Here is a 21,930-nt window from a genome sequence, read left to right as displayed (position 1 = left end):
AATGGCGAAATTTTACGGAATTGGTGTGGGACCAGGTGATAGCGAGCTAGTCACTATCAAGGCCAGTCGGCTTTTGGAAGACTTAGATATTCTCTATACACCAGAGGCTAAGAAGGGGAGCAAGAGCTTTGCATTAGGCATTGCAGAACCCTATCTGAAAGAGCATCTGGAAATCAAGCAGCGGCATTTCCCTATGGTCCGTTCCAATTCGACCAAAGAAGTCCAGTGGCAGGCCATCTCTGCTGAAATCGCAGAGGATGTCAAGTCTGGCAAGAATGTAGGCTTTATCACACTGGGAGATCCCATGGTCTACAGCACTTACAGCTATCTGCTAGCCCTGCTGGAAAAGGAAATCGACTGTCAGACCATCCCTGGGATCACCTCTTTCTGCAGCATGGCTTCTGAGTTAGGTCAGCCCTTGACTATGGATGAGGAGTCTCTGGCGGTCATGCCAGCTACGGCTTCAGCTGAGAAGATTGAGGCGGCACTTGAGTTGCATGACTCGATTGTGCTGATGAAGGTGGCCAATCACCTAGATACTGTCCTGCCTCTGCTCGAAAAGCTCGGTCTCTTGCAGCAGACTTTCATGGTTAGCAATTCTTCGACAGATAAGCAGCAGACTCTGCTGGGTCTCGATGGAATCACACCAGAAACCAAGCTGCCTTATTTTACTACCTTCCTCGTGAAAAAGAAGATTTTTTAAAATCAGAGTCTATGTTCAAGGATGAAGATTCATTCTTGTGAGCTCAGGCTCTTAGAAAAGGAAAAAAACATGAAACTATTAAAAAATAAAAAAGTAACTTTTGTTGCCTTGCTGGCTATTTTGGCGGTACTGAGTACCCAGTCTGTGTCAGCTATGCATATCATGGAAGGCTATCTTCCACTCTTTTGGTGTATCTTCTGGTTCGCCGTATTCCTGCCTTTCTTTATAGTAGGATTGATGCGCATCAAGAAAATCGTTGCAGAGGATCCAAATTCCAAGACTATGTTGGCCTTGTCCGGTGCCTTTATCTTCATCCTGTCTTCTTTGAAGATTCCGTCTGTTACAGGATCTAGTTCGCATCCGACTGGGGTTGGTCTGGGGACAGCTATGTTTGGCCCGTCCGTTATCAGCGTTTTGGGAACCATCTGCTTGCTCTTCCAAGCCCTTCTCTTGGCTCACGGCGGCTTGACAACTTTGGGTGCCAATGCATTCTCAATGGCAGTGGTTGGTCCATTTGTTGGTTATTTCGTCTACAAGTTTGCTAAATCTATCAAGCTTTCTACACCGGTTTCAATCTTTATCTGTGCTGTGATTGCGGACTTGGCGACTTATGCGACAACTTCTATCCAGCTCGGTTTGGTCTTCCCTGATGCTAACAGTGGCTTTGTTGGTTCTGCACTGAAATTCATGGGTGTCTTCTTGACTACTCAAATCCCAATCGCTATCGTAGAAGGATTGCTGACAGTTGTCCTCTATAACTTAATCTCAGAAAATGTCAAAGAAAGAGCAGGTCTGTTCAAATGAAAAAATACAAGAATATCATTTTAATCTTGGCTGCAGTAGCAGTCACTCTAGCTGCCTTTATCTTTGCACCTAAGGGTGTGGAATACAGTGGAACAGATGACGCTGCTGAAAAAACCATTAGCTCTATCCAAAAGGACTATGAGCCTTGGTTTTCACCAATCTTTGAGCCAGCAGGTCCGGAAGTAGAAAGTCTGCTCTTCACCCTGCAAGGCAGTATCGGAGCGGGTATCATCTTCTATGTCATTGGCTACCACAAAGGGAAAAAGCAAGGCCAACAAAAGGAAAACTCTGAACATAAATAAAAGCCTTCAACAGTATGAGAGAGCTCTGGTTCTTGATAGCGATTCAGCTTGTTTGGGACCGGAGCTGCTCTGTACTGGGGGCATGGTAAAAACAAAGCTAGAAAGGAGTACCTCCACTTGTTTGCGATTGATAAATATGCCTATCAAAATCGGCTGAAAAATCTGCCGGTTGCTTATAAATTTGTCATCTATCTGCTCTTGTTAGCTGCCAGCTTTTCTGGTGTCAGGAGTCTGCAGCTAGGACTTATCGTCTTGGTGGCGCCTCTGACTTGCTATGTGGCTCGGCTTCCGTGGCTGCGCTATCTGAAGTGGTATCTGCATGCCAGTATCTTTATCCTGATTAGTCTCTTGACCTTTGTCTTGACCTATCAGAACAGTCAGGAGCAGCTCTTGCTGGCCTTGCCTTTAGGTCAGGGCTATCTGGGCATCAGCCAATCTTCTGTTCAGCAGACCATTTTTATCCTCTTGCGCATCTATTCATCTTTGGTTTCGACTTATTTCTTTGTCCTGACGGTGCCTTTTGCTCAGATGCTGCGGCTTTTTAAAGCCATGCATGTGCCACGGGTACTGCTAGACTTGATTGTCCTCATGTATCGCTTTATTTTCCTGGTCTTCTATGAGTTTGTGACCATTCGGGATACCTTGGACTTGAAATTCTCCTTTTACAATAAAAGGAAGCAACACCAAGCTTGGGGCAGATTAGCCAATACTCTTTTTGTTAAATTGCTAGATGATAATCAGCATTTAAATGAAGTACTGACGCTAAGATTTGATGCAGAGCACAGTGAATAATGAAAGCGCATTTACAATAAGACTGCTTTTATACTATAATGGAAAGTAGATAGGAAACATAGATGTTACAAGTAAAGAATATTTCTTTTTCGTATGACGAAAATCCAACGCTGCACGATATTTCTATGGACTTCGAAGAGGGCCGGATTACTGGCATTCTGGGAGTCAACGGTTCAGGTAAGTCTACCATCATGAAAATCATCACCCGACTGCTCCAACCGCAGAAGGGCAGTGTTTTATATGATGGTCAGCCTGTAGGCGACTCTAAGAAGGCCTTGTTCCAGTATCGGCAGCATGTCAATATGGTCTTTCAGAATCCAGAGCAGCAGCTCTTTTATACCATTGTGAAGGACGATATTGGCATGGCCTTGGAAAACTTAGGCTATGAAGAAGACGAGATAACCAGCAGAGTGGCGACGGCTTTAGAGATGATGGACATTTCTCATCTGCAGGACAGACCGCTGCAGTATCTGAGCTATGGCCAGAAAAAGCGGGTGGCTATTGCTGGCATGCTGGCCCTGCAGCCCAAGTATCTGCTGCTTGATGAGCCTACGGCAGGATTGGATCCCAAAGGGCGGGACCAGATGGCAGCGACCATGAAAAAGCTGGTCCAGGCTGGGACCAACATCATCGTATCCAGCCATGACATGGATCTGATGTATGACTGCTGTGACTATGCCTACCTGCTGCAGAAGGGGCATTTGATTGCGGAGGGCAGCAAGTTTGATTTCTTCCAGCAGGGAAATCTGCTAGTAGAGGCAGGCTTGGCTGTGCCTTGGATTGTCAAGCTTCATCAGACTATCCAGACGCCACTGGCAGAAAATGAAGCTGCTTTCTTTGAGCAGCTAGGAGGAAATGTAAAATGGTCAAATCATTGATGGTACAGGGAACTGCCTCAGATGCTGGGAAGAGCATTATTGCGGCAGGGCTCTGCCGGATTTTCAAGCAGGATGGCCTAGAAGTGGTGCCTTTTAAGTCGCAGAATATGGCGCTTAATTCCTTTATCACCAAAAAAGGAGATGAAATGGGCCGGGCTCAGGTCGTTCAGGCTGAGGCAGCTGGCAAAGAGCCGGATGTCCGCATGAATCCAGTCCTGCTCAAGCCCACCTCTGACCGCAAGTCCCAGGTTGTTTTTCTAGGCCGGGTACTGCGGGATATGGATGCTGTCGAATACCATGAATACAAGCAGCAGCTCCTGCCTAAGATTAAGGAAGTCTATGAGGAGCTAGGCGCTGAGAATGATATCATCGTCATTGAGGGTGCGGGCAGTCCAGCTGAAATCAATCTCAATGACCGAGACATTGTCAATATGGGCATGGCCAAGTTAGTTGATGCGCCAGTGATTTTAGTGGCGGATATTGATAAGGGCGGCGTCTTTGCCTCTATCTATGGAACGATTGAGCTCATGCCGCCTGAGGACCGCAAGCGGATCAAGGGTGTTATTATCAATAAATTCCGTGGCGATGTGGCCCTGCTGCAGTCCGGTATTGATATGATTGAGGAGCTGACCCAGGTGCCGGTTATCGGAGTCGTGCCTTATGCCCAGCTGGATATTGACAGCGAAGACAGTGTGGCATTGGTACAGAAAAGTCGGCGCTTTGATAGCAGAAAGAGTCTGGATATCGCAGTTGTCAGCCTCAAGCGCCTGTCCAACTTTACGGATTTTCACAGTCTGGAAATCCAGCCGGATGTTTCTGTCCGCTATGTCCAGCCTGGTGATGCGATTGGTCGACCGGACCTCTTGATTCTGCCGGGCAGCAAAAACACCATCGAAGACATGAACTATCTGAGAGAGTCTGGTCTTGAAGCTGAGATTCTCGAGTGTCTAGAGCAGGGCGTGCGAATCTTTGGTATCTGTGGCGGCTATCAGCTGCTGGGACAGAAGATTAGCGATCCGCTGCACCTAGAGTCTGACTTAGAAGAGATTAGCGGGCTGGGTATTTTAGAGACCGAGACGGTGCTTCAGCCGGTCAAGCGGACGACTCAGGTCAGAGCCCTGCATGAGGGACAAGAACTAGAGGGCTACGAGATTCACATGGGGGAAACCCAGCTGGCGGATCGTCTGGAGCCATTTTCCATCATCAAGGAGCAAAATGGTGAGGCAACCGAGCGTCCAGATGGAGCTGTGGCTTATGGCGGGCAGGTGCAAGGAACTTACCTTCATGGGGTCTTTGACAATCTAGAATGGACTCGTCAGTACCTGAATGAACTTCGTCTGGCTAAGGGCTTAGAACCGCTAGAGGACCAGCTTGTCAGTATCAAAGACTTTAAAGACAGAGAGTATGATAAGTTAGCAGACGTCCTGCGCCAGTCTTTGGACATGGAGCAGATTTATCAAATCATAAACAGAGAAGAAAAATGAGAATTTATACGAAATACGGAGACAAAGGGTTTACTCGGCTCTACGGTGGGGATCGAGTATCCAAGACCCATATTCGAGTCGAAGCTTATGGAACGATGGATGAGCTATGCTCTCATCTAGGCTATGTCGTATCTGAGATGCGCGACTATCCTATCTTGGATGACCTACGTCTGGAATGCGAGGAAATCCAGCAGCATCTATTTGACTGCGGCAGCGACTTGGCTACGCCGCGGGAGTTACGCCCCTACAAGCAAGAACCAGCCAATGTCAGCTGGCTGGAGGAGCGGATGGATGAGTATATGCATATCCCTCCGAAAATCGACCGCTTTATCATTCCGGGCGGCCATCGGATTGCCAGTCTCCTGCATGTGGCCCGCACCATGACCAGACGTCTGGAGCGGCGTATGGTAGCTGTTATAGAGGCAGATGAAGCGGTCAATGAGATCGGCTTGATCTATATCAACCGTCTGTCGGATTACTTTTTTGTACTGGCTCGATTGGTCAATGACCGGCTCGAGGAGCCAGATACGGTCTACAAACGCAGCGCAAAAATCTTTCGGGAAAAGAAATAGGAGAAGCTAGCATGTATCCAGTCATGATTAATATCAGAGAGAAGAAAGTCGTGGTAGTGGGAGGCGGCAAGGTCGCAGCGCGGAAGATTAAGACCCTGCTGGCTGAGCAAGCTGCTGTGACAGTAGTCAGTCCGACTCTGCATGCTGATATTCCACAGGCGGAGATCCAGTGGCTAGCTAGACCCTACCAGACAGGCGATTTGGAAGGCGCAAAGCTAGTCTTTGCCTGTACAGATCAGGCGGAAGTTAACCGTCAGATTATGGAGGATGCTGCACCCAGTCAGCTGGTAAACAATACGGGCGACAAGACCTTTTCTGACTTCTACAATGTAGCCATTGCGCGAAAGAAGGATGTGTCTGTCATGATCTCGACCAACGGTCTCTCGCCTAGTCGCTCCAAGGAGATTCGCAAGAAGATAGAAGCAATTTTAGACCAACTTTAAAAGAAGGAAAGAAGCATGCACCTATTATATGTGGGTTTGACCCATCGGGAAACGCCGCTGCCAATTTTGGAAAAAGCGCATTTCTCAGATCAGGAGGGGCTGAAAGCCCTAAAGCTCCTGAAAAGAGAAAAAAGTATCTTGGAAAATATCATCCTGTCCACCTGCAATCGGACCGAGCTCTATCTGGTGGTGGACCAGCTGCATACTGGCCGCTACTATTCCAAGCATTTTTTGGCGGACTGGTTTCAGATTCCTGTCAAGGAGCTGGAAGAGTATTTAGTCTTTCGTGAAGGGGATGAGGCCTTGCGGCATCTGCTGCGGGTCTCTATCGGATTGGAATCCAAGATTGTTGGTGAAAGTCAGGTCTTGGGCCAGCTCAAGCAGGCTTTCCTGACAGCGCAAGATGCTGGTACGACTGGAATTGTCCTCAATCAGGCTTTCAAGCAGGCGCTGACCTTTGCTAAGTGCATGCATGATACTTATCGGATCAATGACCGGCCTATTTCTATCGGCCTGACGGCTATCCAAGAATTGGACCGACTGGGGCTGGATTACAGCACTAAAAAGGTAGCTGTTATCGGTTTGGGAGAGATTGGTCAGCTGGTGACTAAGTATGCTCTACAGCGGCCTTTCAAGTCAGTTATGCTGCTCAATCGGACAGTCAGCAAGGCCCAGCCTTTTCTGACAGAGGACAGGGTATCTGCCCATGGCTGGGATGAGTTGGAGGCAGTGCTGGCGGATGCGGATGTGGTTTTTTCGGCAGTTAAAACGGAAGAATACATTATCTTTCCCTCTATGCTTAAGGTGGATGCGGTCGTGTTTGACCTCTGTCTGCCGCGTTCCTGCCATCCGAGCTCATCTCTGAAGCTCTATAATATCGAAAATCTGACCAATCAACTGGAGCAATATAAGGCAGAGCGGCAGGAGATTGCCGGTCGGATTGCCTTGGAGATTGATGAGGAGCTGGTCAAGTTTGCTGATTGGCGTCAGCAGCTGGGCATTATTCCTCTGATTCAGGAAATCAGGGATAAGGCTTTGGAAGCTCAAGCTTCGGCCATGGAAAGCCTTAATCGTAAGATTCCAGATTTGACAGAGCGGGAGCAAAAGCAGATTTCCAAGCACATGAAGAGTATTATCAACCAAGTCTTGAAGGAGCCAATCTTGCAGCTCAAAGAGCTGTCAGTCGGAGAGCATTCAGACTATGACATTGCCTTGATTGCCAAGATATTTGGCTTGCATAGAGAAAGGGGAAAAGATGAAGGTCATTAAGGTAGGAACCCGCAAGAGTAAGCTGGCCATGACCCAGACCCAACAGTTAGTGGACCAGCTCAAGAAGCTCCATCCAGAGCGGGACTTTGTCCTCGTTCCCTATACGACAAAAGGAGATCGTCTAACACATGTCAGCCTCCAGGAAATTGGTGGCAAGGGAGTCTTTGTCAAGGAAATCGAGCGAGCCCTCTTGGCTGGTGAGATTGATATGGCAGTCCATAGTCTCAAGGACATGCCGGCCAAGCTAGCTGAGGGCTGTGCGCTCGGTGCGATTAGTCGGCGAGAAGATGTTCGGGACTGCTTGATTTTCCGTCAAGCTGGCCAGACGCTGGCGGACCTGCCTAAGGGCGCTCTTATAGGAACCAGCAGCATTCGCCGGCAGGTTCAGTTGCAGGCTCAGAGACCGGATTTGGCATTCAAGCCACTGCGGGGCAACATTGATACACGTATCAAGAAGCTGGAAGAAGGCGAGTACGACGCAATTGTCTTGGCTATGGCTGGACTTAAACGTTTGGGCTGGCTGGACCAAAGCCGTCTTTACATTCAGCCTTTAGAGACCAGTCTTTGTCTGCCGGCTATTTCTCAGGGCGCTTTGGCAGTGGAATGCCGGGAAGAGGATGAGGAACTGCGGAGTCTCTTGGCAACTGTTCAGGATGAGAAGACAGCTGCTGAAGTAGCAGTTGAGCGGGCAGTTTTGGCTCAGATGAATGCAGACTGTACCTTCCCTATCGCTGCTTTTGTCCAGAAAAACGGTCAGGACTACCAATTAGAGGCCATGTTGGCCAAGGAGGACGGCCAATGTGTCTTTGTCAGCCTTCAAGGGCAGGATGGCCAGCAATTGGCAGAGCAGGCTGTGCGTCAGTTAGCCGATAAGGGAGCAGTGGGAATGCCATGGTTAAAAAAATAATCTTTACCAGAGAGCAGGCGCCGGACTCTGCCTGGCTAGAAAAGATCAGACAGGCAGGATTTGAGACGCACCATGTCCCTCTCATCCGCTGTCAGTCTCTGCCCTTGCCAGAAGCTATCCAAGCAGTTCTACCAGAAGCCGACTGGGTCTTTTTTACCAGTGCTGTCGCAGTAGAGGCTTTCAGTCCCTATCTGAAAGCGGACTACCAGATTGCGACCATTGGGCCGCAGACCAGTCAGGCGCTGGACAAGCTAGGCCGAGACTGTGATTTTCAGGCCAGTAGCCACTATGGTCTTGACTTTATTCAGGAGTGGCTGGATTTGGCTCTGCCGACGCAGAAGATTTTGCTGCCCCAGAGCAGCTTGTCCAATCCCAGTCTGGCTGAGAAGTTAAAAGAAGCAGGTCATGATGTCTGGGCTTGGCCTATGTACGAAACGACCTCAAATCCAGCTGGTCAGGACCAGCTCGAGACCTATCTGTCTCAGGAGGATGTGATTTGGACCTTTGCCAGTCCATCGGCTTGGCAGAGTTTTTGTGCTATTAAGCCCCATCTAGCGTCCAGCCATCAGATTGCAGTGATTGGCCAGACAACGGCTCAGGCGGTTGAGGAGTCCGGCTATAGGGTAGATTACCAGCCCCAGAGTCCTTCTGTTGAGGAAATGGTCAAGGAAATAATCAAGAAAGAAGAGAAGAAGCATGGAATTTTATAGACATCGCAGGCTGAGAAGAAGCAGCGGTCTGCGGCAGCTGGTTAGAGAAACCAAGCTGTCTGTGGATGATTTTATCCAACCCTTGTTTGTCAAGGAAGGCTTGACTGAAAAGCAAGAAGTTGCCTCCATGCCGGGAGTTTATCAGTTCTCCCTCGAGGATTTGCTGCCAGAAGTTCAGGAATGTGTGAACTTGGGCATTCGGGCTTTTATCGTCTTTGGCATTCCGTCAGAAAAGGACGAAATAGGCAGCCAAGCTTCAGCTGAAAATGGCATTGTGCAGGAAGCTATCCGTTTGATCAAGAAGCATTTCCCTGAGACGGTCGTCATTGCAGACACCTGTCTCTGTGAGTTTACCAGTCACGGCCATTGCGGTATTTTGCGAGGGGAGGAAGTGGACAATGATCTGTCTCTGACTAGACTGACAGAAGTTGCTGTCAGCCAAGCCAGGGCTGGAGCAGATGTCATTGCGCCTTCCAATGCCATGGACGGTTTTGTGGCGGCTATCCGTCAGGGGCTTGATGCGGCGGGCTTTGAAGACATTCCCATCATGTCCTATGCGATTAAGTTTGCCTCTAGTTTTTATGGACCTTTCCGAGATGCTGGCGAGAGTGCTCCGGCCTTTGGCAACCGCAAGACCTATCAGATGGATCCGGCCAATCGCTTGGAAGCTCTTAGAGAAGCTAAGAGTGATGAGGAGCAGGGAGCAGACTTTCTTATGGTTAAGCCGGCTCTGGCCTTTCTGGATATCCTCAGAGAGCTACGCCAGGAAACCCGGCTGCCTCTGGTGACCTATAATGTCAGTGGAGAATACGCCATGGTCAAGGCAGCAGCTCAGCAGGGCTGGATCAATGAAAAAGCCATTGTCATGGAAACTTTGACCAGTATGAAGCGGGCTGGTGCAGACTTGATTATCACTTATTTTGCCAAAGATGCGGCTGGCTATCTGAAAGAAGGATAGAGACTGCGGAAAACAGCAGTTTTCTAAATAAGGAGGACGAACTTGAAGAGAGAACATTCCAACCAATATTTCACAGAGGCTCAAAAGCTCTTTCCAGGCGGGGTCAACAGTCCTGTTAGGGCTTTTAAGGCTGTGGGCGGCCATCCGCTTTTTATCGAAAAAGCCAGCGGAGCCTATCTGCATGATGTCGATGGCAACCGCTATATTGACTACGTCCTGTCTTGGGGACCTATGATTTTGGGGCATGCTCCTAAGGATGTGTTGCCAGCAGTTGAGGAAGCTATTTGGGAGGGGACCAGTTTTGGTGCTCCGAGTCCGAGAGAGATTGCTCTCGGCCAGCTGGTGCAGGAGCGTCTGCCTTTCATGGAAAGAATGCGGATGGTCAATTCAGGAACGGAAGCGACCATGAGCGCCATTCGGGTAGCGCGTGGGGTGACCAAGCGCTCTAAAATTGTCAAATTTATCGGCTGCTATCACGGTCACAGCGATTCCTTTTTGGTTCAGGCTGGTTCAGGCTTGGCCAGCTTTGGGATTGCTGATTCTGCCGGAGTCATTGCTCAGGTAGCTGGGGAAACTCTGGCCTTACCTTACAATGATACAGATGCTCTCAAGACTTGCTTCGAAAAGCACGGTGACGATATCGCCTGTGTCATTTTAGAAGCAGTTGCTGGCAATATGGGCTTGATTCCAGCGGATGCGGACTTTATCAGTACTATTCGCTCCCTCACTCAGGAATACGGCTCTCTCTTCATCGTGGATGAGGTTATGAGTGGTTTCCGAGCTCATTATCAGGGGGCAGTTGGCCTCTATCAGACAGAGCCGGATCTGGTCTGCTTGGGCAAGGTTATCGGTGGCGGCTTCCCAGTCGCAGCCTTTGGCGGCAAGGCCATCTATATGGATCAGGTAGCGCCTCTAGGCAGTATCTATCAGGCTGGTACCTTGTCGGGCAATCCAGTCGCCATGACGGCTGGTTATGAAACCCTGAAACAGCTGACACCGGAGCTCTTTGCTGAGATTGAAGAGAAAACAAGCTACCTCTGTGATGGCTTGCGAAATCTAGCAGACAAGTACAGTATTGATTTGCAAGTCGTGTCAAAAGGTACCATGTTTGGCTTCTTCTTCAGTCAGAAGCCAGTCCGCAATTTTGAGGATTCTAAGGCGGCTGACCATGCTCAGTTTGCAAGACTGCACGGTCTCTTGCTGGAAGAGGGCATTTATCTGGCGCCATCTCAGTATGAAACCAATTTTATGTCCAGTGCCCATACTAGAGAGGACCTAGACCAGACCTTGGCGGCCTTTGAGCAGGCATTTCAACCAATGAAAGAAGAAGCAAATGGCTAAGATTGTGTTAGTGACAGGCGGTGCCAGAAGCGGTAAGTCGGCATTTGCGGAGGAGCGACTAGCGGACCGAGAGCGAGTTTGCTATATTGCGACTGGCCTGCCCCGAGGAGAAGATCCAGAATGGCAGGAGCGGATTCGGCTGCACCAAGAACGGCGGCCTGCTTCCTGGACAACTCAGGAGCAGTATGCAGGGCTGGCGGACTGGCTGCGAGAGCAGTCACATCCAGTTTATCTGCTGGATTGTGCCACCCTTCTGACCAGCAATCGCCTCTTTGATTTGATTGCCCAGCATTTTCCAGACAAGCTGGAGCTGACGGAAGAAAATTTTCTCAGCCGTCAGGAGCAGTCTTTCCTGCTGCAGCTCTTGGAAGAAGAATGGCAAGAGCTCTTGTCTACAATCCGTCAGACTGATGCTGAGTGCTGGATTGTAACGGACGAGGTTGGACTGGGCATTGTTCCAGAGACCAGATTAGGACGCTTCTTTCGTGATGTGCAGGGCAAGATCAACCAACTGATTGCAAAGGAGGCGAGTGAGGCTTATCTAGTCATCTGCGGCCTCGCTCAGCAGTTGAAATGATAAAGGCATTGATTATCTATACTCAATTTTTTAGCCGGATTGTGATTCCAAAGGCAGTGGATATTTCCTATCTGCGACGGGGGCTTCCTTTTCTGACCCTCTTTGGTCTCTTGCTGGGTTTGATTTCAGGAGGATTTTATTTTCTGACGAGCCTAGTTCTGCCAGGAATGATTGCTTGGGTTCTGACCCTTGCTTTCGATGTTCTGCTGACAGGTGGTTTTCACTTAGACGCTCTGGCGGATACGGCAGACGGTCTCTTCTCCTCTCGTAAGAAGGAGCGGATGATGGAGATTATGAAGGACAGCCGGATTGGCAGCAATGGCGTACTGGCACTCATTCTCTACTATGCTCTGATGCTGGTTCTCTACCCTTATCTGCCAGAGCCTCGCTGGTTTATCGTGGCCAGTCTGACCATGATTGGCAAGGCCGGTCTCAGCTTACAGCTCTACCGGATGACCTATGCCAGAGAAGGCGGCGGCTCGGGGAATTTCTTCAGTGGCAGCAAGACTAGTCATATCCTGCTTTCCCAGCTTTTGCCTTTGCTCCTGTCTCTGCTGGTTTTCAGCTGGAGAGGTCTTCTGGCTTACGGCTTGGTATTTCTGGGAGCAATCGGCTATCGTCGTTTCGTTTATAATAAAATTGACGGTCACACAGGCGATACGATAGGGGCCTATGTCGAAATTGCCCAGCTTCTCTATCTCTTAGGATTGGTGGTACTAGGATGAAAAGATGGTATCTGATGCGGCATGGTCAGACAGACTACAACCGCAGGCGCTGTTTCTACGGCAGCCATGACGTCTCTATCAACGGGCAAGGCCAAGCGGACGCCAAGCAGCTGGCGCTACTGATGCAGGAGTACCCAGTTGATGTGATTTACACCAGTGGTCTCAGGCGGACGCAGGAAACAGCCCAGCTGGCTTTTCCAGAAAGGAAAGTCCAGCCCATAGCCGACTTTGACGAGCGGGGCTTTGGACAATGGGAGGGCTTGACAGCTGATGAGATTCCGGCAGCCTTTCCAGAAGTCTGGCAGGCTTGGTTGGAGGCTCCCTTTGAGGTCACGCCTCCTGAGGCAGAAGTTTTTGCTGACTTTAAGACTAGAGTCTGGGCAGCAACAGACCGCTTGCTGGATAGCAGGGAGGAGTCAATGGCTCTAGTCGCTCATTTGGGAGTCCTTCGCTTGATTTACCAACATTTGGTTGACCCAGAGGCTGTTTTTTGGAACATTGATGTCCCCCAAGGACGAGTGCTGCTCTTGGAAGAGCGCGACCAGACTTGGCAGGCGACCTTACTCTAAGGATTTATTATTTAAAAACAAACAACAGGATTTATCTTGGGAAAGAGGTGACCAGATGAATACACAGATTCAGGATAAATTTACTTTTAAAAATGGCCAGACCATGCGCAATCGCGTTGTCTTGGCGCCTATGACCATCTGCGCTAGTGAGCCCGGTGGCTATGTATCTCAGGCAGATATCGACTTTTTTGCCCGCCGGTCTAGGTCGGTTGGTATGGTCATCACTGGCAGTACCTATGTCCATCCTCTAGGCAAGTCCTTTGCGGAGAGCTTCAGCGGCGCCGAGGACGATAAGGTAGAGGGGCTTAGCCGTCTGGCCAAGGCCATCAAGGACCAAGGGGCTCTGGCTATTGTCCAGCTCTATCATGGTGGTCGTATGGTTCTGCCTGATTTGATTGACGGTCAGCCAGTAGCACCCAGCGCTGTCAAGGCTCCGCGCGATTATTTGGCAGAGCCAAGGGCGCTCAAGAACGCTGAGGTGGAGCAGGTGATAGAGGACTTTCTGTCAGCTATCAGACGGGCGATTCGGGCTGGCTTTGATGGAGTAGAGCTTCATGGAGCCAATACCTACCTGATTCAGCAGTTTGTCTCTCCTCATTCAAATGTCCGTCAGGACAAGTGGGGCGGCAGTCTTAACAACCGCCTACGCTTTCCAAAGACCTTGCTGAAAAGAGCCAAGCAACTAGTTAAAGAAGAGGCTGACCGCCCATTCCTGATTGGCTACCGCTTTTCTCCAGAAGAGATTGAAGAGCCAGGTATCCAGCTTTATGATACCCTGCAGTTGCTGGAGCAGCTTATCTATCATCAGGTGGACTATCTACATATTTCGACCTCTGATGTCTGGCGCTCGTCCATCAGAGATTCTCAGGACTCGGAGCCAGTGATTCAGAAAATTATCAGAAAAATTAATGGTAGAGTACCCCTGATTGGTGTCGGTCAGATAAAGACCAAGCAGGATGCCCAGCGAGTATTGGATGCGGGGATTCCGCTCTTTGCCCTCGGCAAGGCCCTGCTCCTAGACCCAGACTGGGCTGAAAAGGTTGTCTCCGGCCGAGAGGCAGAAGTAATCCGAGCTTATCGCGATGAGCTGCAGGCTGACTTGGCTTTGCCAACTGCCTTTGTCGAAGATGCTCGAAGCTATCTGGAAGGAAAAGATTAAGACAAGCACATCCCCAAGGAGGAAAGAGGATGAGCAATCATTTGTTTTTCACTCGTCTGCTCTCTCATCTTCAGGATATAGAACCACCTTAGACAGAGAGCGAAGCGTATTTAGATTTGACTAGGACAGACCGTCTTAAAGTAGTTTACAAAATAGAAAAGGAATTTGAATATTTATGAAACATTTTAAAAAAATAATGGTTTTAGCCTTGGCAGGCCTAGCCCTAGCCTCCTGTGTAAACCCTAGCAAAACCAGCGAACCTGCTGGCGATAGTGGCAGTAAGACTGTAACCATTGGCTACACCCAGTTTCCAGCAAATGTGGATCCAGCAGCGGAATACAATGGCTGGTTCACGGTCCGTTACGGAGTGGGAGAAACCCTCTTTAAGATGGACGACAAACTTGAGGTAAAACCTTGGCTGGCTGAGAAAATCGAAGCAGTCTCAGACCTAGAGTGGAAAATTACCCTCAAGGATAAGGTGACTTTCCAAAATGGCGAAAAAATGACCGGTGAAAAGGTCAAAGCTTCTCTGGAACGCTTGATTAAGACAAGCGAGCGGGCAGCATCAGATATGGGCATTGACAGCATTTCTGCGGAAGGTCAAACTGTGACCATCAAGACAAAGGCTGTGCAACCGATCATGGCGAATCTCTTGGCAGAGCCCTACTCCGCTATTGTGGATACGACTGGCAAGAGCGCATCTGACAAGGCTCCAGTCGGAACTGGACCTTACATGGTGACCAAGTACACTCCTGAGAGCGGAGCAGAGCTCAAGGCTTATGACGACTACTGGGATGGTAAGCCAAAAGTTGCTAATCTGAAGATTAAATACTTCTCTGATCCGACAGCTATTTCTGCAGCCCTCAAGTCTAAGGAAGTCGATGCCGTCTATGGCCTGCCTTATGCAAATCTAAGTACCTATGCTTCCGATAAGAACTACAAAATTTCTGAAGTAGAGGGTTCTCGCTACCTAGCATACTACTATAACTTTGAAAATCCTTACGTAGCAGATGACAAATTCCGTCAGGCTTTAGATACCTTGGTTGACAAGAAGACCTACTCTGAATCCCTCTTTAAAGGCTCAGCTGTGCCAGCTGTTGGCCCTTTCCCTAAAGGATTTGCCTTTGCCCTGCAAAAGAGCGTCCATGAATTTGACGTAGAAAAAGCTAAAAAACTCTTGGATGAAGCTGGCTACAAGGATACTGACGGCGATGGCTACCGTGAAAAAGACGGTCAAAAAGTCAGCATTGAGCTGCTGTCCTTTACTCGTCTGCCTGAAATGCCGCTGGCTGTAGAAGCAAGCCAGCAACAGCTCAAGGAAGTCGGAATCGAAGCGACTATTAAGAAAGTTGAAGTCAGTGCCGTTGCCAGTGAAAAGGACTATGCCTTCACACCTTACGCGGTGGTAGCAGCTCCTATCGGTGATCCATATGCCTTCTTCAACAGTGCCGTTAAGACCAATGGTACAGCCAATATCGGTCACTACAGCAATCCAGAAGCGGACAAGAAAATCGAAGAGTTAGCGACTGAAACTGATCCAGCTAAGCGCAATCAGCTCAGCAAGGAAATCCAAGAAATCATGGATAAGGACTACGGCTTTACCATCATCGGCTTCTTCAAGGTCGCTCTGGTGATGGACAAGTCCGTCTCTGGTTTGGAATCCCATCCGACAGATTACTATCACGTCAGCAACAAACTATCAAAGGAATAAAACATGCTGGAAATGAAAGATCTGCTGGTGCAGTCAGCAGATAAAGTCATTCTCGATCGGGTCTCCCTCTCTCTTGCTGAGGGGGAGTCCCTTTCGATTGTGGGCGAGAGTGGCAGTGGCAAGTCTACCCTGCTCAAGATGCTGCTGGGCCTCCCTCTTAGGGGGCTGACAGTGACAGAGGGCAGTATTACCTTTGAGGGGCAGGAAATTCATCCCCAGGACCATCGCATTTATCTGCCTTTTGTGGGCCGAGAAGTGGCCTGGATTAGTCAGCATGCCAGTCTCAGCTTCAATAACCGCCGTAAGATCAAAAAGCATTATCAGGACTTGGTGAAAAATCAGGGCCAGCAAGCAGCAAATCTCCGTCCCTTGGAAGAATGCCTAGAGATGGTGGGACTGCTGCCTGAAAAAGTCGTCAATAAGTATCCTTTCGAGCTCAGCGGTGGTATGATGCAGCTAGTCGGTGTAGCGCTGGCTTTAGCCAGCAAGCCCAAACTGCTGCTGGCTGATGAGCCGACTAGCGCTCTGGATGTCCTGTCGAAAATGAAGCTGCTTGATCTCTTGAGCAAGCTTCATCAGGAGGAAAAAATGGCCATTCTCTTTGTTACACATGATATCAGTGTGGCTGAGCATCTAGCGCAAAAAGTAGTCGTCATGAAAGAAGGGCAGATTGTCGAAAGTGGTCCAGCCCATCAAGTTCTTCGCCATCCTGAGCAGGCCTACACCCAGAAATTGCTGAAGGCCGTGCCTAAGCTAGCAGCATTTAGAGAAGGGGGGCAGCTATGAATCAAGTATTGGTTGGTCGCCAACTGACCTACGAGTACAGTCAGATAGGTGAGCGGAGAATCGGTGTATTTGATATTGACATTAGCTTGGAAAAGGGACAGGCTTTAGGGCTGGTCGGAGAGTCAGGCTCTGGTAAGAGTACCATTGCCAAACTCATCTGCCGCTTTTTAAAGCCGGACCAAGGGAAGCTGACCCTACTGGGCAAACCAGTCTATGACTACAAGGATAGGGAATACTATGCTCGGGTCCAGTATATTGCCCAGCAGCCCCAGTCGACTTTTCATCCCAAGCGCAGCATTCAGCAGAGCCTAGAAGAGGTCTGTCGAAACTTCTCTCTCTATCAGCAGCAGTCAGATAGGAAGCAAGCTATCTGTGACTTGTTGACCTCGGTCGGTCTGACACCTGAGCTTGCCCAGAGGCTGCCGCATCAGCTGAGCGGAGGAGAATGCCAGCGGGCGGCCATCGCCCGTGCCCTGCTGATTAATCCTGATGTGCTCATCTGCGATGAAATCACCAGTGCTCTGGATGTGACCGTTCAGTATGAAGTCATGCAGCTGCTGGCAAATATCAAGGAACGCTCGCAGACCTCCTTTCTCTTCATCTCACATGACATCGCACTGGTCAGCAATTTTGCGGAAGATTTGGTCGTCCTCAAGGACGGAATCGTGCAGGAAAAGGGCAGCATGCGAGAGGTCGTCTCTGCTCCCAAGAGTGACTATACCAAGCTCTTGCTCAGTCAGTACAGGGAGGATAAAGATGAGGATTAAGCAAGAACTAGACTCTATGGCCCCCTGCAGCAGCTACCAAGGTAGTCTGTCCATCACGGATAATCTGGCTATCCAGTACACTCTGCTCAAAGGACAGGCCTCCCAGCCCTTGCTGACTATCTGTGCGGCAGTCCATGGCTGCGAGTATGTCGGTGTCAAGGCACTGATGGATTTGGCGCATGAGTGGGACTTTAACTTTCAGGGCTCTGTCCTCCTCCTGCATGCAGTCAATATCAGTGGCTTCTGGGCTCGGGAGACGACGCTTGTACCTGAGGATGGCCTTAATCTAAACAGGATTTTTCAAGACCAGGAGCCAGTTTCCAGCCTCAGCTATCAGATTCGGTCTGTGATTGAGAGTCAGGTCTTTAGCGTCAGTGATTTCCTGATTGACCTGCACAGTGGCAATCGGGAAGAACTGCTGACACCGCATGGTTACTACTCTCTACGGGCCAATCCCGAGGTGGTCGAAAAGTCCTATCAGATGCTGCAGGCTTCTGGGACACCGATTATCTACCAATCTCAGGACTGTGGCAATCTTTATCACGCTGCCTCGGTAGATTATGGACTGCCTAGTATCCTGCTGGAGCGGGGAGAAAACGGCACCTGTCTGCCAGAGGATGTACTGGCCATGAAAGAGTCAGTCAAGCAAGTCGCCCGCTATCTTTTTGAAGGGACCATGCCCTATTATAAGCAGGCGCCACTGATCTTTGACGACAGCTACTATCTGACCTGTCAGAGGTCGGGCTGCTGGATGTGCTTTGTTCGGCCTAATCAAACAGTACAGGCTGGTCAGGTCATCGGCGAAATCTGTGATATTTATGGCAATATTTTAGAAAAGGTGACTGCCAAGGAAGACGGTCTGGTCCTCTACCAGAAGGCGACCTTGGTCGTCCACCAAGGCGAAGTGCTGCTGGCCGTAGCTAGCAAGAAGCCTGAAAGCTACCAGACATCTGAAAGGGAGGCGCATGATTAAATTTATTATCAAAACTATTCTGCAATTCGTCCTCATCCTGCTCTGCGTCAGCTTTATCTCCTTTTTACTGGTTTATCTAGCACCGGGAGATCCGGCTGAGAGCATTCTCAACGCTCAGGGTATTCCTTTTACCAAGGAACTGCTGGAAATCAAGCGGGCAGAGATGGGTCTGAATGGCAGCTTTATGGAGCAATATCTGGCCTGGCTGGGCAGGATTGTCCATGGCGACTTTGGTGTGACCTATAATTCCGGAGCTTCGGTCTGGGAGCAGCTGATTTTCTATTTTCCCAATACAGTCTACCTAGCTTTTTATACCCTGCTAGCGACTCTGGGAATTTCCCTGCCGACAGCTCTCTACACATCCTACCATGCTGGAAAGCCGGTTGACCGCTTCTTGATGGCAGGTCTGGCTTTTCTGAATGCCATTCCTAGCTTTGTTATGGGGATTATCCTGATTCTGATCTTTTCTGTTCAGCTGCACTGGCTTCCCATTCAGGCAACGGCTAATGAGCTGGGTCTAGTCTTGCCAGTCATGACACTGGCCATGATCATGTCCACTCGCTATATCCCACAGCTGCGGACTGCTTTGATTGAAGTGCTGCATTCGCCAGAAGTCGAAGGTGCGCGTGGTCGGGGGATTCGAGAGGGGCATATCCTGTTGCATGACGTGATTTACAATGTCCTGCCCTTTCTTCTGACCTTGGTCAGCCTTTCTCTGGGCTCGCTCTTGGGCGGTGTGGCTATTATTGAGCATCTCTTTTCCTGGCCGGGCATCGGCAAGATGCTGATAGGAGTCGTCGCCAAGCGGGATTATCCCCTCATTCAGGGGGCGGTCCTCTTTATCACAGCGGGAGTCTTGACTGTAAATCTAGTCTTTCAGCTGCTTACGATTTGGCTCAATCCTCGCGTCCGACTGGCTCAGGAAAATCCCAAACTGCTGCCGCGCACGAAGAAATTAAAAGCAAGCAAGGAGGGTTCGTATGGATAAGAAAATCAATCGAAAACTCCTGGCCTTGGGCGGCCTCATCGTCCTGGCTCTGATCCTATCCTCCTTGGCCCCTCATCTCTTGGGTGATAGTTTAACCAAGGTCAATTTGGGCCAAGCCCTGCAAGGGCCGAGCAGCAGTGAGTGGTTCGGAACGGACGCTCTAGGACGGTCTGTCTTTGCGCGTGCAGTGAGCGGAGGTGCGGAAACAGTCCTGCCAGCCCTGATGATTCTGATGCTAATTGCGACGGTAGGCTCCTTTATTGGGGTAACCAGCGCCTTCATCGGCGGGAAATTCGACCAGTTCATCTTGCTGGTTATCACGGCTTTTCAGTCTTTCCCCTCTATCATTTTGGTCATTGCCATCGTCAGTATCTTGGGCATCGGTCTCCAGCAAACCCTCATCGCTATCTGCTTGACGGCCTGGACCAAGTATGCCTACCTGATGCGCTCTATGACCATGCAGCTGAAAAATGAACCCTATATCCAGTCCTCGAAAATGTATGGCAATAGTTTTTGGACGACTCTGAAAAACTATTATTTCCCCAGTCTTTTTCCTCAGATTCTGACAACCATGAGCTTTGATATTAGCACCATTATCATGGAAATCGCTGGCCTCAGCTTTGTCGGGTTGGGAGCTCAGGCACCATCGCCTGAGTGGGGAGCCATGATCAATGACGGCCGAATTTACATCCAAGAAGCCCCTTGGATTGTGGTCTTCCCTTGTCTTTTGCTGATTCTGACCATTCTCCTCTTTACCAAGTTTGGAGATGCTCTCAACAGCAAGTACAACCGCATGAATTGATCATCAAAAAAATATAAACTGCAGCCTCTATCTCTTGGGACTGAAATCATAAAAAATATGAATACAAGAAAGTGATTCAATAAAAATGAGAAAAAAACTATTTTTATTAGTTGTCCTCTTGCTGCCTTTATTCTTGGTAGCCTGCCAGCAAAACTCAAATTCTTCCAAACAAGCCAATGAGAAAGACAAACTCACTATGGTCTGGGGAGAAGACTTTGGGGATGTCAATCCTCACCGCTACAATCCAGATCAATTTGTCATTCAGGATATGGTCTATGAAGGCCTAGTCCGCTACGGTGACAATGGTAAAATCGAGCCAGCCTTGGCTGAAAGCTGGGATATCAGCGAAGATGGTAAAACCTATACCTTCAAGCTGAGAAAGGCAAAATTCTCAGACGACTCTGACTTTAACGCAGAAAATGTCAAACGGAATTTCGATACCGTATTTTCAGAGGAAAATAAGAAAAACCACACTTGGTTTGACTTCACCAATCAGCTGGAAAGCTATCGAGTTGTAGATGACCATACCTTTGAGATTAAACTCAAACAAGCCTACAGTGCGACTCTCTATGATTTATCAATGATTCGTCCAATCCGCTTCATAGCTGATGCTGCCTTCCCTGACGGAGATGACACGACCAAGGACAACCTCAAAAAACCAATCGGAACCGGTCAATGGGTTGTCAAAGACAAGAAGCAAAACGAGTACATCACCTTTACCCGTAACGAAAATTACTGGGGTGAAAAGCCTAAACTGAAAGAAGTAACAGTCAAGATTATTCCAGACCCACAAACCCGTGCTCTTGAGTTTGAGTCTGGCAATGTTGACTTGATCTATGGGAATGGCGTTATCGGTTTGGATAACTTTGCTAAGTATGCCAAGGATGACAAGTACACGACAGACGTATCTCAGCCAATGTCCAGCCGCCTCATGCTCTTGAATGCCAAGCAGGAAATTTTCAAAGACAAGACTGTCCGTCAGGCGATGAACCATGCAGTTGATAAGAAGTCTATCGCGAAAGACATTTTCCGCGGCACAGAAACACCAGCTGATACCATCTTCTCTAAGTCTACCCCACACTCTGATGCCAATCTAACTCCCTATGACTACGACATCAAGCAGGCTGAAAAGATGCTGGATCAAGCAGGCTGGAAGAAAGGTTCTGACGGTATCCGTGAAAAAGATGGCAAGAAATTAAGCCTAAATGTTCCTTATATCTCTTCTAAGGCGACAGACAAGGACTTGGTTGAGTACTTCCAGGGCGAATGGAAGAAAATCGGAATCGACGTTCAGCTTAAAGCTATGGAAGAAGATGACTACTGGGAAAATATTAAGACGGGCGACTTTGATTTGATGTTGACCTTCTCTTGGGGGGCACCTTGGGATCCGCATGCTTGGATGACAGCTCTGACTTCACCAGCAGACCATGGCCACCCAGAAAATGTTTCCCTAGAAGCTCTGCCATCTAAGCCAGAAATTGATAAAATTATCAAGGCGACTCTGGTCGAACCAGATGAGGCAAAAGTCGATGAAGGCTACAAGAAAGTCCTCACCATGCTCCACGATGAAGCTATCTATATTCCAATCACTTACCAATCCGTTGTTTCCGTCTACCGCAAGGGAGAACTCGATGGTATGCGCTTTGCCCCAGAAGAAAATGCTTTCCCACTGCGCTATATTGAGAAAAAATAAAAGCTGGCTTCATAACT

24 protein-coding genes are annotated in these 21,930 nt (G+C 49.1%); all 24 read left to right on the top strand.

The window, feature by feature from the left end; translation table 11 throughout:
- The first annotated feature begins 1 nt into the window (after window position 1).
- The 24 genes from DQM55_RS09305 to nikA all read left to right on the top strand — a co-directional run bounded on the left by DQM55_RS09305 (window position 2) and on the right by nikA (window position 21,913).
- Window positions 2–703: a cobalt-factor II C(20)-methyltransferase gene (locus DQM55_RS09305; protein ID WP_111676391.1), complete on the top strand. Its 702-nt coding sequence runs from the start codon at window positions 2–4 to the stop codon at window positions 701–703.
- 69 nt (window positions 704–772) lie between these two features.
- Window positions 773–1,507, top strand: coding sequence for an energy-coupling factor ABC transporter permease (locus DQM55_RS09300; protein ID WP_172454760.1), 735 nt, complete (start codon window positions 773–775; stop codon window positions 1,505–1,507).
- A complete protein-coding gene (locus DQM55_RS09295; protein ID WP_002896451.1) occupies window positions 1,504–1,809 on the top strand; it encodes an energy-coupling factor ABC transporter substrate-binding protein in 306 nt (101 codons plus the stop codon). The genes DQM55_RS09300 and DQM55_RS09295 overlap by 4 nt, the downstream gene beginning before the upstream one ends.
- Window positions 1,810–1,926: 117 nt before the next feature.
- Window positions 1,927–2,601 carry a CbiQ family ECF transporter T component gene (locus DQM55_RS09290; RefSeq protein WP_002932250.1) on the top strand — a complete coding sequence of 225 codons (675 nt, stop codon included), beginning with the start codon at window positions 1,927–1,929 and terminating at the stop codon, window positions 2,599–2,601.
- Between the two features lie 62 nt (window positions 2,602–2,663).
- Window positions 2,664–3,479: an energy-coupling factor ABC transporter ATP-binding protein gene (locus tag DQM55_RS09285; protein WP_002896446.1), complete on the top strand. Its 816-nt coding sequence runs from the start codon at window positions 2,664–2,666 to the stop codon at window positions 3,477–3,479.
- Window positions 3,464–4,963: a cobyric acid synthase gene (locus DQM55_RS09280; protein WP_111676387.1), complete on the top strand. Its 1,500-nt coding sequence runs from the start codon at window positions 3,464–3,466 to the stop codon at window positions 4,961–4,963. The genes DQM55_RS09285 and DQM55_RS09280 overlap by 16 nt, the downstream gene beginning before the upstream one ends.
- A complete protein-coding gene (locus DQM55_RS09275) occupies window positions 4,960–5,535 on the top strand; it encodes a cob(I)yrinic acid a,c-diamide adenosyltransferase (protein WP_111676385.1) in 576 nt (191 codons plus the stop codon). Before DQM55_RS09280 ends, DQM55_RS09275 begins: the two co-directional genes overlap by 4 nt.
- 11 nt (window positions 5,536–5,546) lie before the next feature.
- Window positions 5,547–5,978, top strand: a complete 432-nt coding sequence (locus DQM55_RS09270; RefSeq protein WP_002896443.1) for a precorrin-2 dehydrogenase/sirohydrochlorin ferrochelatase family protein — start codon at window positions 5,547–5,549, stop codon at window positions 5,976–5,978.
- A gap of 15 nt (window positions 5,979–5,993) precedes the next feature.
- Window positions 5,994–7,247, top strand: a complete 1,254-nt coding sequence (hemA, locus tag DQM55_RS09265; protein ID WP_111676383.1) for a glutamyl-tRNA reductase — start codon at window positions 5,994–5,996, stop codon at window positions 7,245–7,247.
- Complete coding sequence (gene hemC, locus DQM55_RS09260; RefSeq protein ID WP_111676381.1) at window positions 7,234–8,154, top strand: hydroxymethylbilane synthase; 921 nt, start codon at window positions 7,234–7,236, stop codon at window positions 8,152–8,154. Before hemA ends, hemC begins: the two co-directional genes overlap by 14 nt.
- Window positions 8,139–8,864, top strand: coding sequence for a uroporphyrinogen-III synthase (locus DQM55_RS09255; RefSeq protein ID WP_111676379.1), 726 nt, complete (start codon window positions 8,139–8,141; stop codon window positions 8,862–8,864). Before hemC ends, DQM55_RS09255 begins: the two co-directional genes overlap by 16 nt.
- The gene (gene hemB, locus DQM55_RS09250) at window positions 8,851–9,822 is read left to right on the top strand and encodes a porphobilinogen synthase (protein WP_111676377.1); all 972 of its coding nucleotides are present in this window, start codon (window positions 8,851–8,853) and stop codon (window positions 9,820–9,822) included. Before DQM55_RS09255 ends, hemB begins: the two co-directional genes overlap by 14 nt.
- 42 nt (window positions 9,823–9,864) lie before the next feature.
- The gene (hemL, locus tag DQM55_RS09245; protein WP_111676375.1) at window positions 9,865–11,163 is read left to right on the top strand and encodes a glutamate-1-semialdehyde 2,1-aminomutase; all 1,299 of its coding nucleotides are present in this window, start codon (window positions 9,865–9,867) and stop codon (window positions 11,161–11,163) included.
- A complete protein-coding gene (gene cobU, locus DQM55_RS09240; RefSeq protein WP_111676373.1) occupies window positions 11,156–11,740 on the top strand; it encodes a bifunctional adenosylcobinamide kinase/adenosylcobinamide-phosphate guanylyltransferase in 585 nt (194 codons plus the stop codon). Before hemL ends, cobU begins: the two co-directional genes overlap by 8 nt.
- On the top strand, window positions 11,737–12,465 hold the full coding sequence (gene cobS / locus DQM55_RS09235; RefSeq protein ID WP_111676371.1) for an adenosylcobinamide-GDP ribazoletransferase: 729 nt from the start codon (window positions 11,737–11,739) through the stop codon (window positions 12,463–12,465). Before cobU ends, cobS begins: the two co-directional genes overlap by 4 nt.
- On the top strand, window positions 12,462–13,034 hold the full coding sequence (locus DQM55_RS09230; RefSeq protein ID WP_111676369.1) for a histidine phosphatase family protein: 573 nt from the start codon (window positions 12,462–12,464) through the stop codon (window positions 13,032–13,034). The genes cobS and DQM55_RS09230 overlap by 4 nt, the downstream gene beginning before the upstream one ends.
- A 55-nt stretch (window positions 13,035–13,089) precedes the next feature.
- Window positions 13,090–14,193, top strand: a complete 1,104-nt coding sequence (locus DQM55_RS09225; protein WP_111676367.1) for an NADH-dependent flavin oxidoreductase — start codon at window positions 13,090–13,092, stop codon at window positions 14,191–14,193.
- Between the two features lie 175 nt (window positions 14,194–14,368).
- Window positions 14,369–15,904 carry an ABC transporter substrate-binding protein gene (locus tag DQM55_RS09220; RefSeq protein WP_111676365.1) on the top strand — a complete coding sequence of 512 codons (1,536 nt, stop codon included), beginning with the start codon at window positions 14,369–14,371 and terminating at the stop codon, window positions 15,902–15,904.
- A 3-nt stretch (window positions 15,905–15,907) separates the two neighbouring features.
- Window positions 15,908–16,690: an ATP-binding cassette domain-containing protein gene (locus DQM55_RS09215; protein ID WP_111676362.1), complete on the top strand. Its 783-nt coding sequence runs from the start codon at window positions 15,908–15,910 to the stop codon at window positions 16,688–16,690.
- Window positions 16,687–17,457 (top strand): ABC transporter ATP-binding protein, encoded by a 771-nt coding sequence (locus DQM55_RS09210; RefSeq protein ID WP_111676360.1) that lies wholly within the window; start codon window positions 16,687–16,689, stop codon window positions 17,455–17,457. Before DQM55_RS09215 ends, DQM55_RS09210 begins: the two co-directional genes overlap by 4 nt.
- A complete protein-coding gene (locus DQM55_RS09205) occupies window positions 17,447–18,430 on the top strand; it encodes a M14 family metallopeptidase (protein WP_111676358.1) in 984 nt (327 codons plus the stop codon). The genes DQM55_RS09210 and DQM55_RS09205 overlap by 11 nt, the downstream gene beginning before the upstream one ends.
- Entirely contained in the window at window positions 18,423–19,418 is a 996-nt protein-coding gene (locus tag DQM55_RS09200) for an ABC transporter permease (protein WP_111676356.1), read from the top strand. The genes DQM55_RS09205 and DQM55_RS09200 overlap by 8 nt, the downstream gene beginning before the upstream one ends.
- Window positions 19,411–20,220, top strand: coding sequence for an ABC transporter permease (locus DQM55_RS09195; protein WP_111676354.1), 810 nt, complete (start codon window positions 19,411–19,413; stop codon window positions 20,218–20,220). The genes DQM55_RS09200 and DQM55_RS09195 overlap by 8 nt, the downstream gene beginning before the upstream one ends.
- Before the next feature lie 85 nt (window positions 20,221–20,305).
- Entirely contained in the window at window positions 20,306–21,913 is a 1,608-nt protein-coding gene (nikA, locus tag DQM55_RS09190) for a nickel ABC transporter substrate-binding protein (protein ID WP_111676352.1), read from the top strand.
- Window positions 21,914–21,930 lie beyond the last annotated feature (17 nt).

This window comes from Streptococcus sanguinis, assembly GCF_900475275.1.
Classification (GTDB): Bacteria; Bacillota; Bacilli; order Lactobacillales; family Streptococcaceae; genus Streptococcus; species Streptococcus sanguinis_N.
The sequence above is the reverse complement of the archived record's forward strand: the minus strand, read 5'-3'. Positions and strand labels throughout refer to the sequence as shown.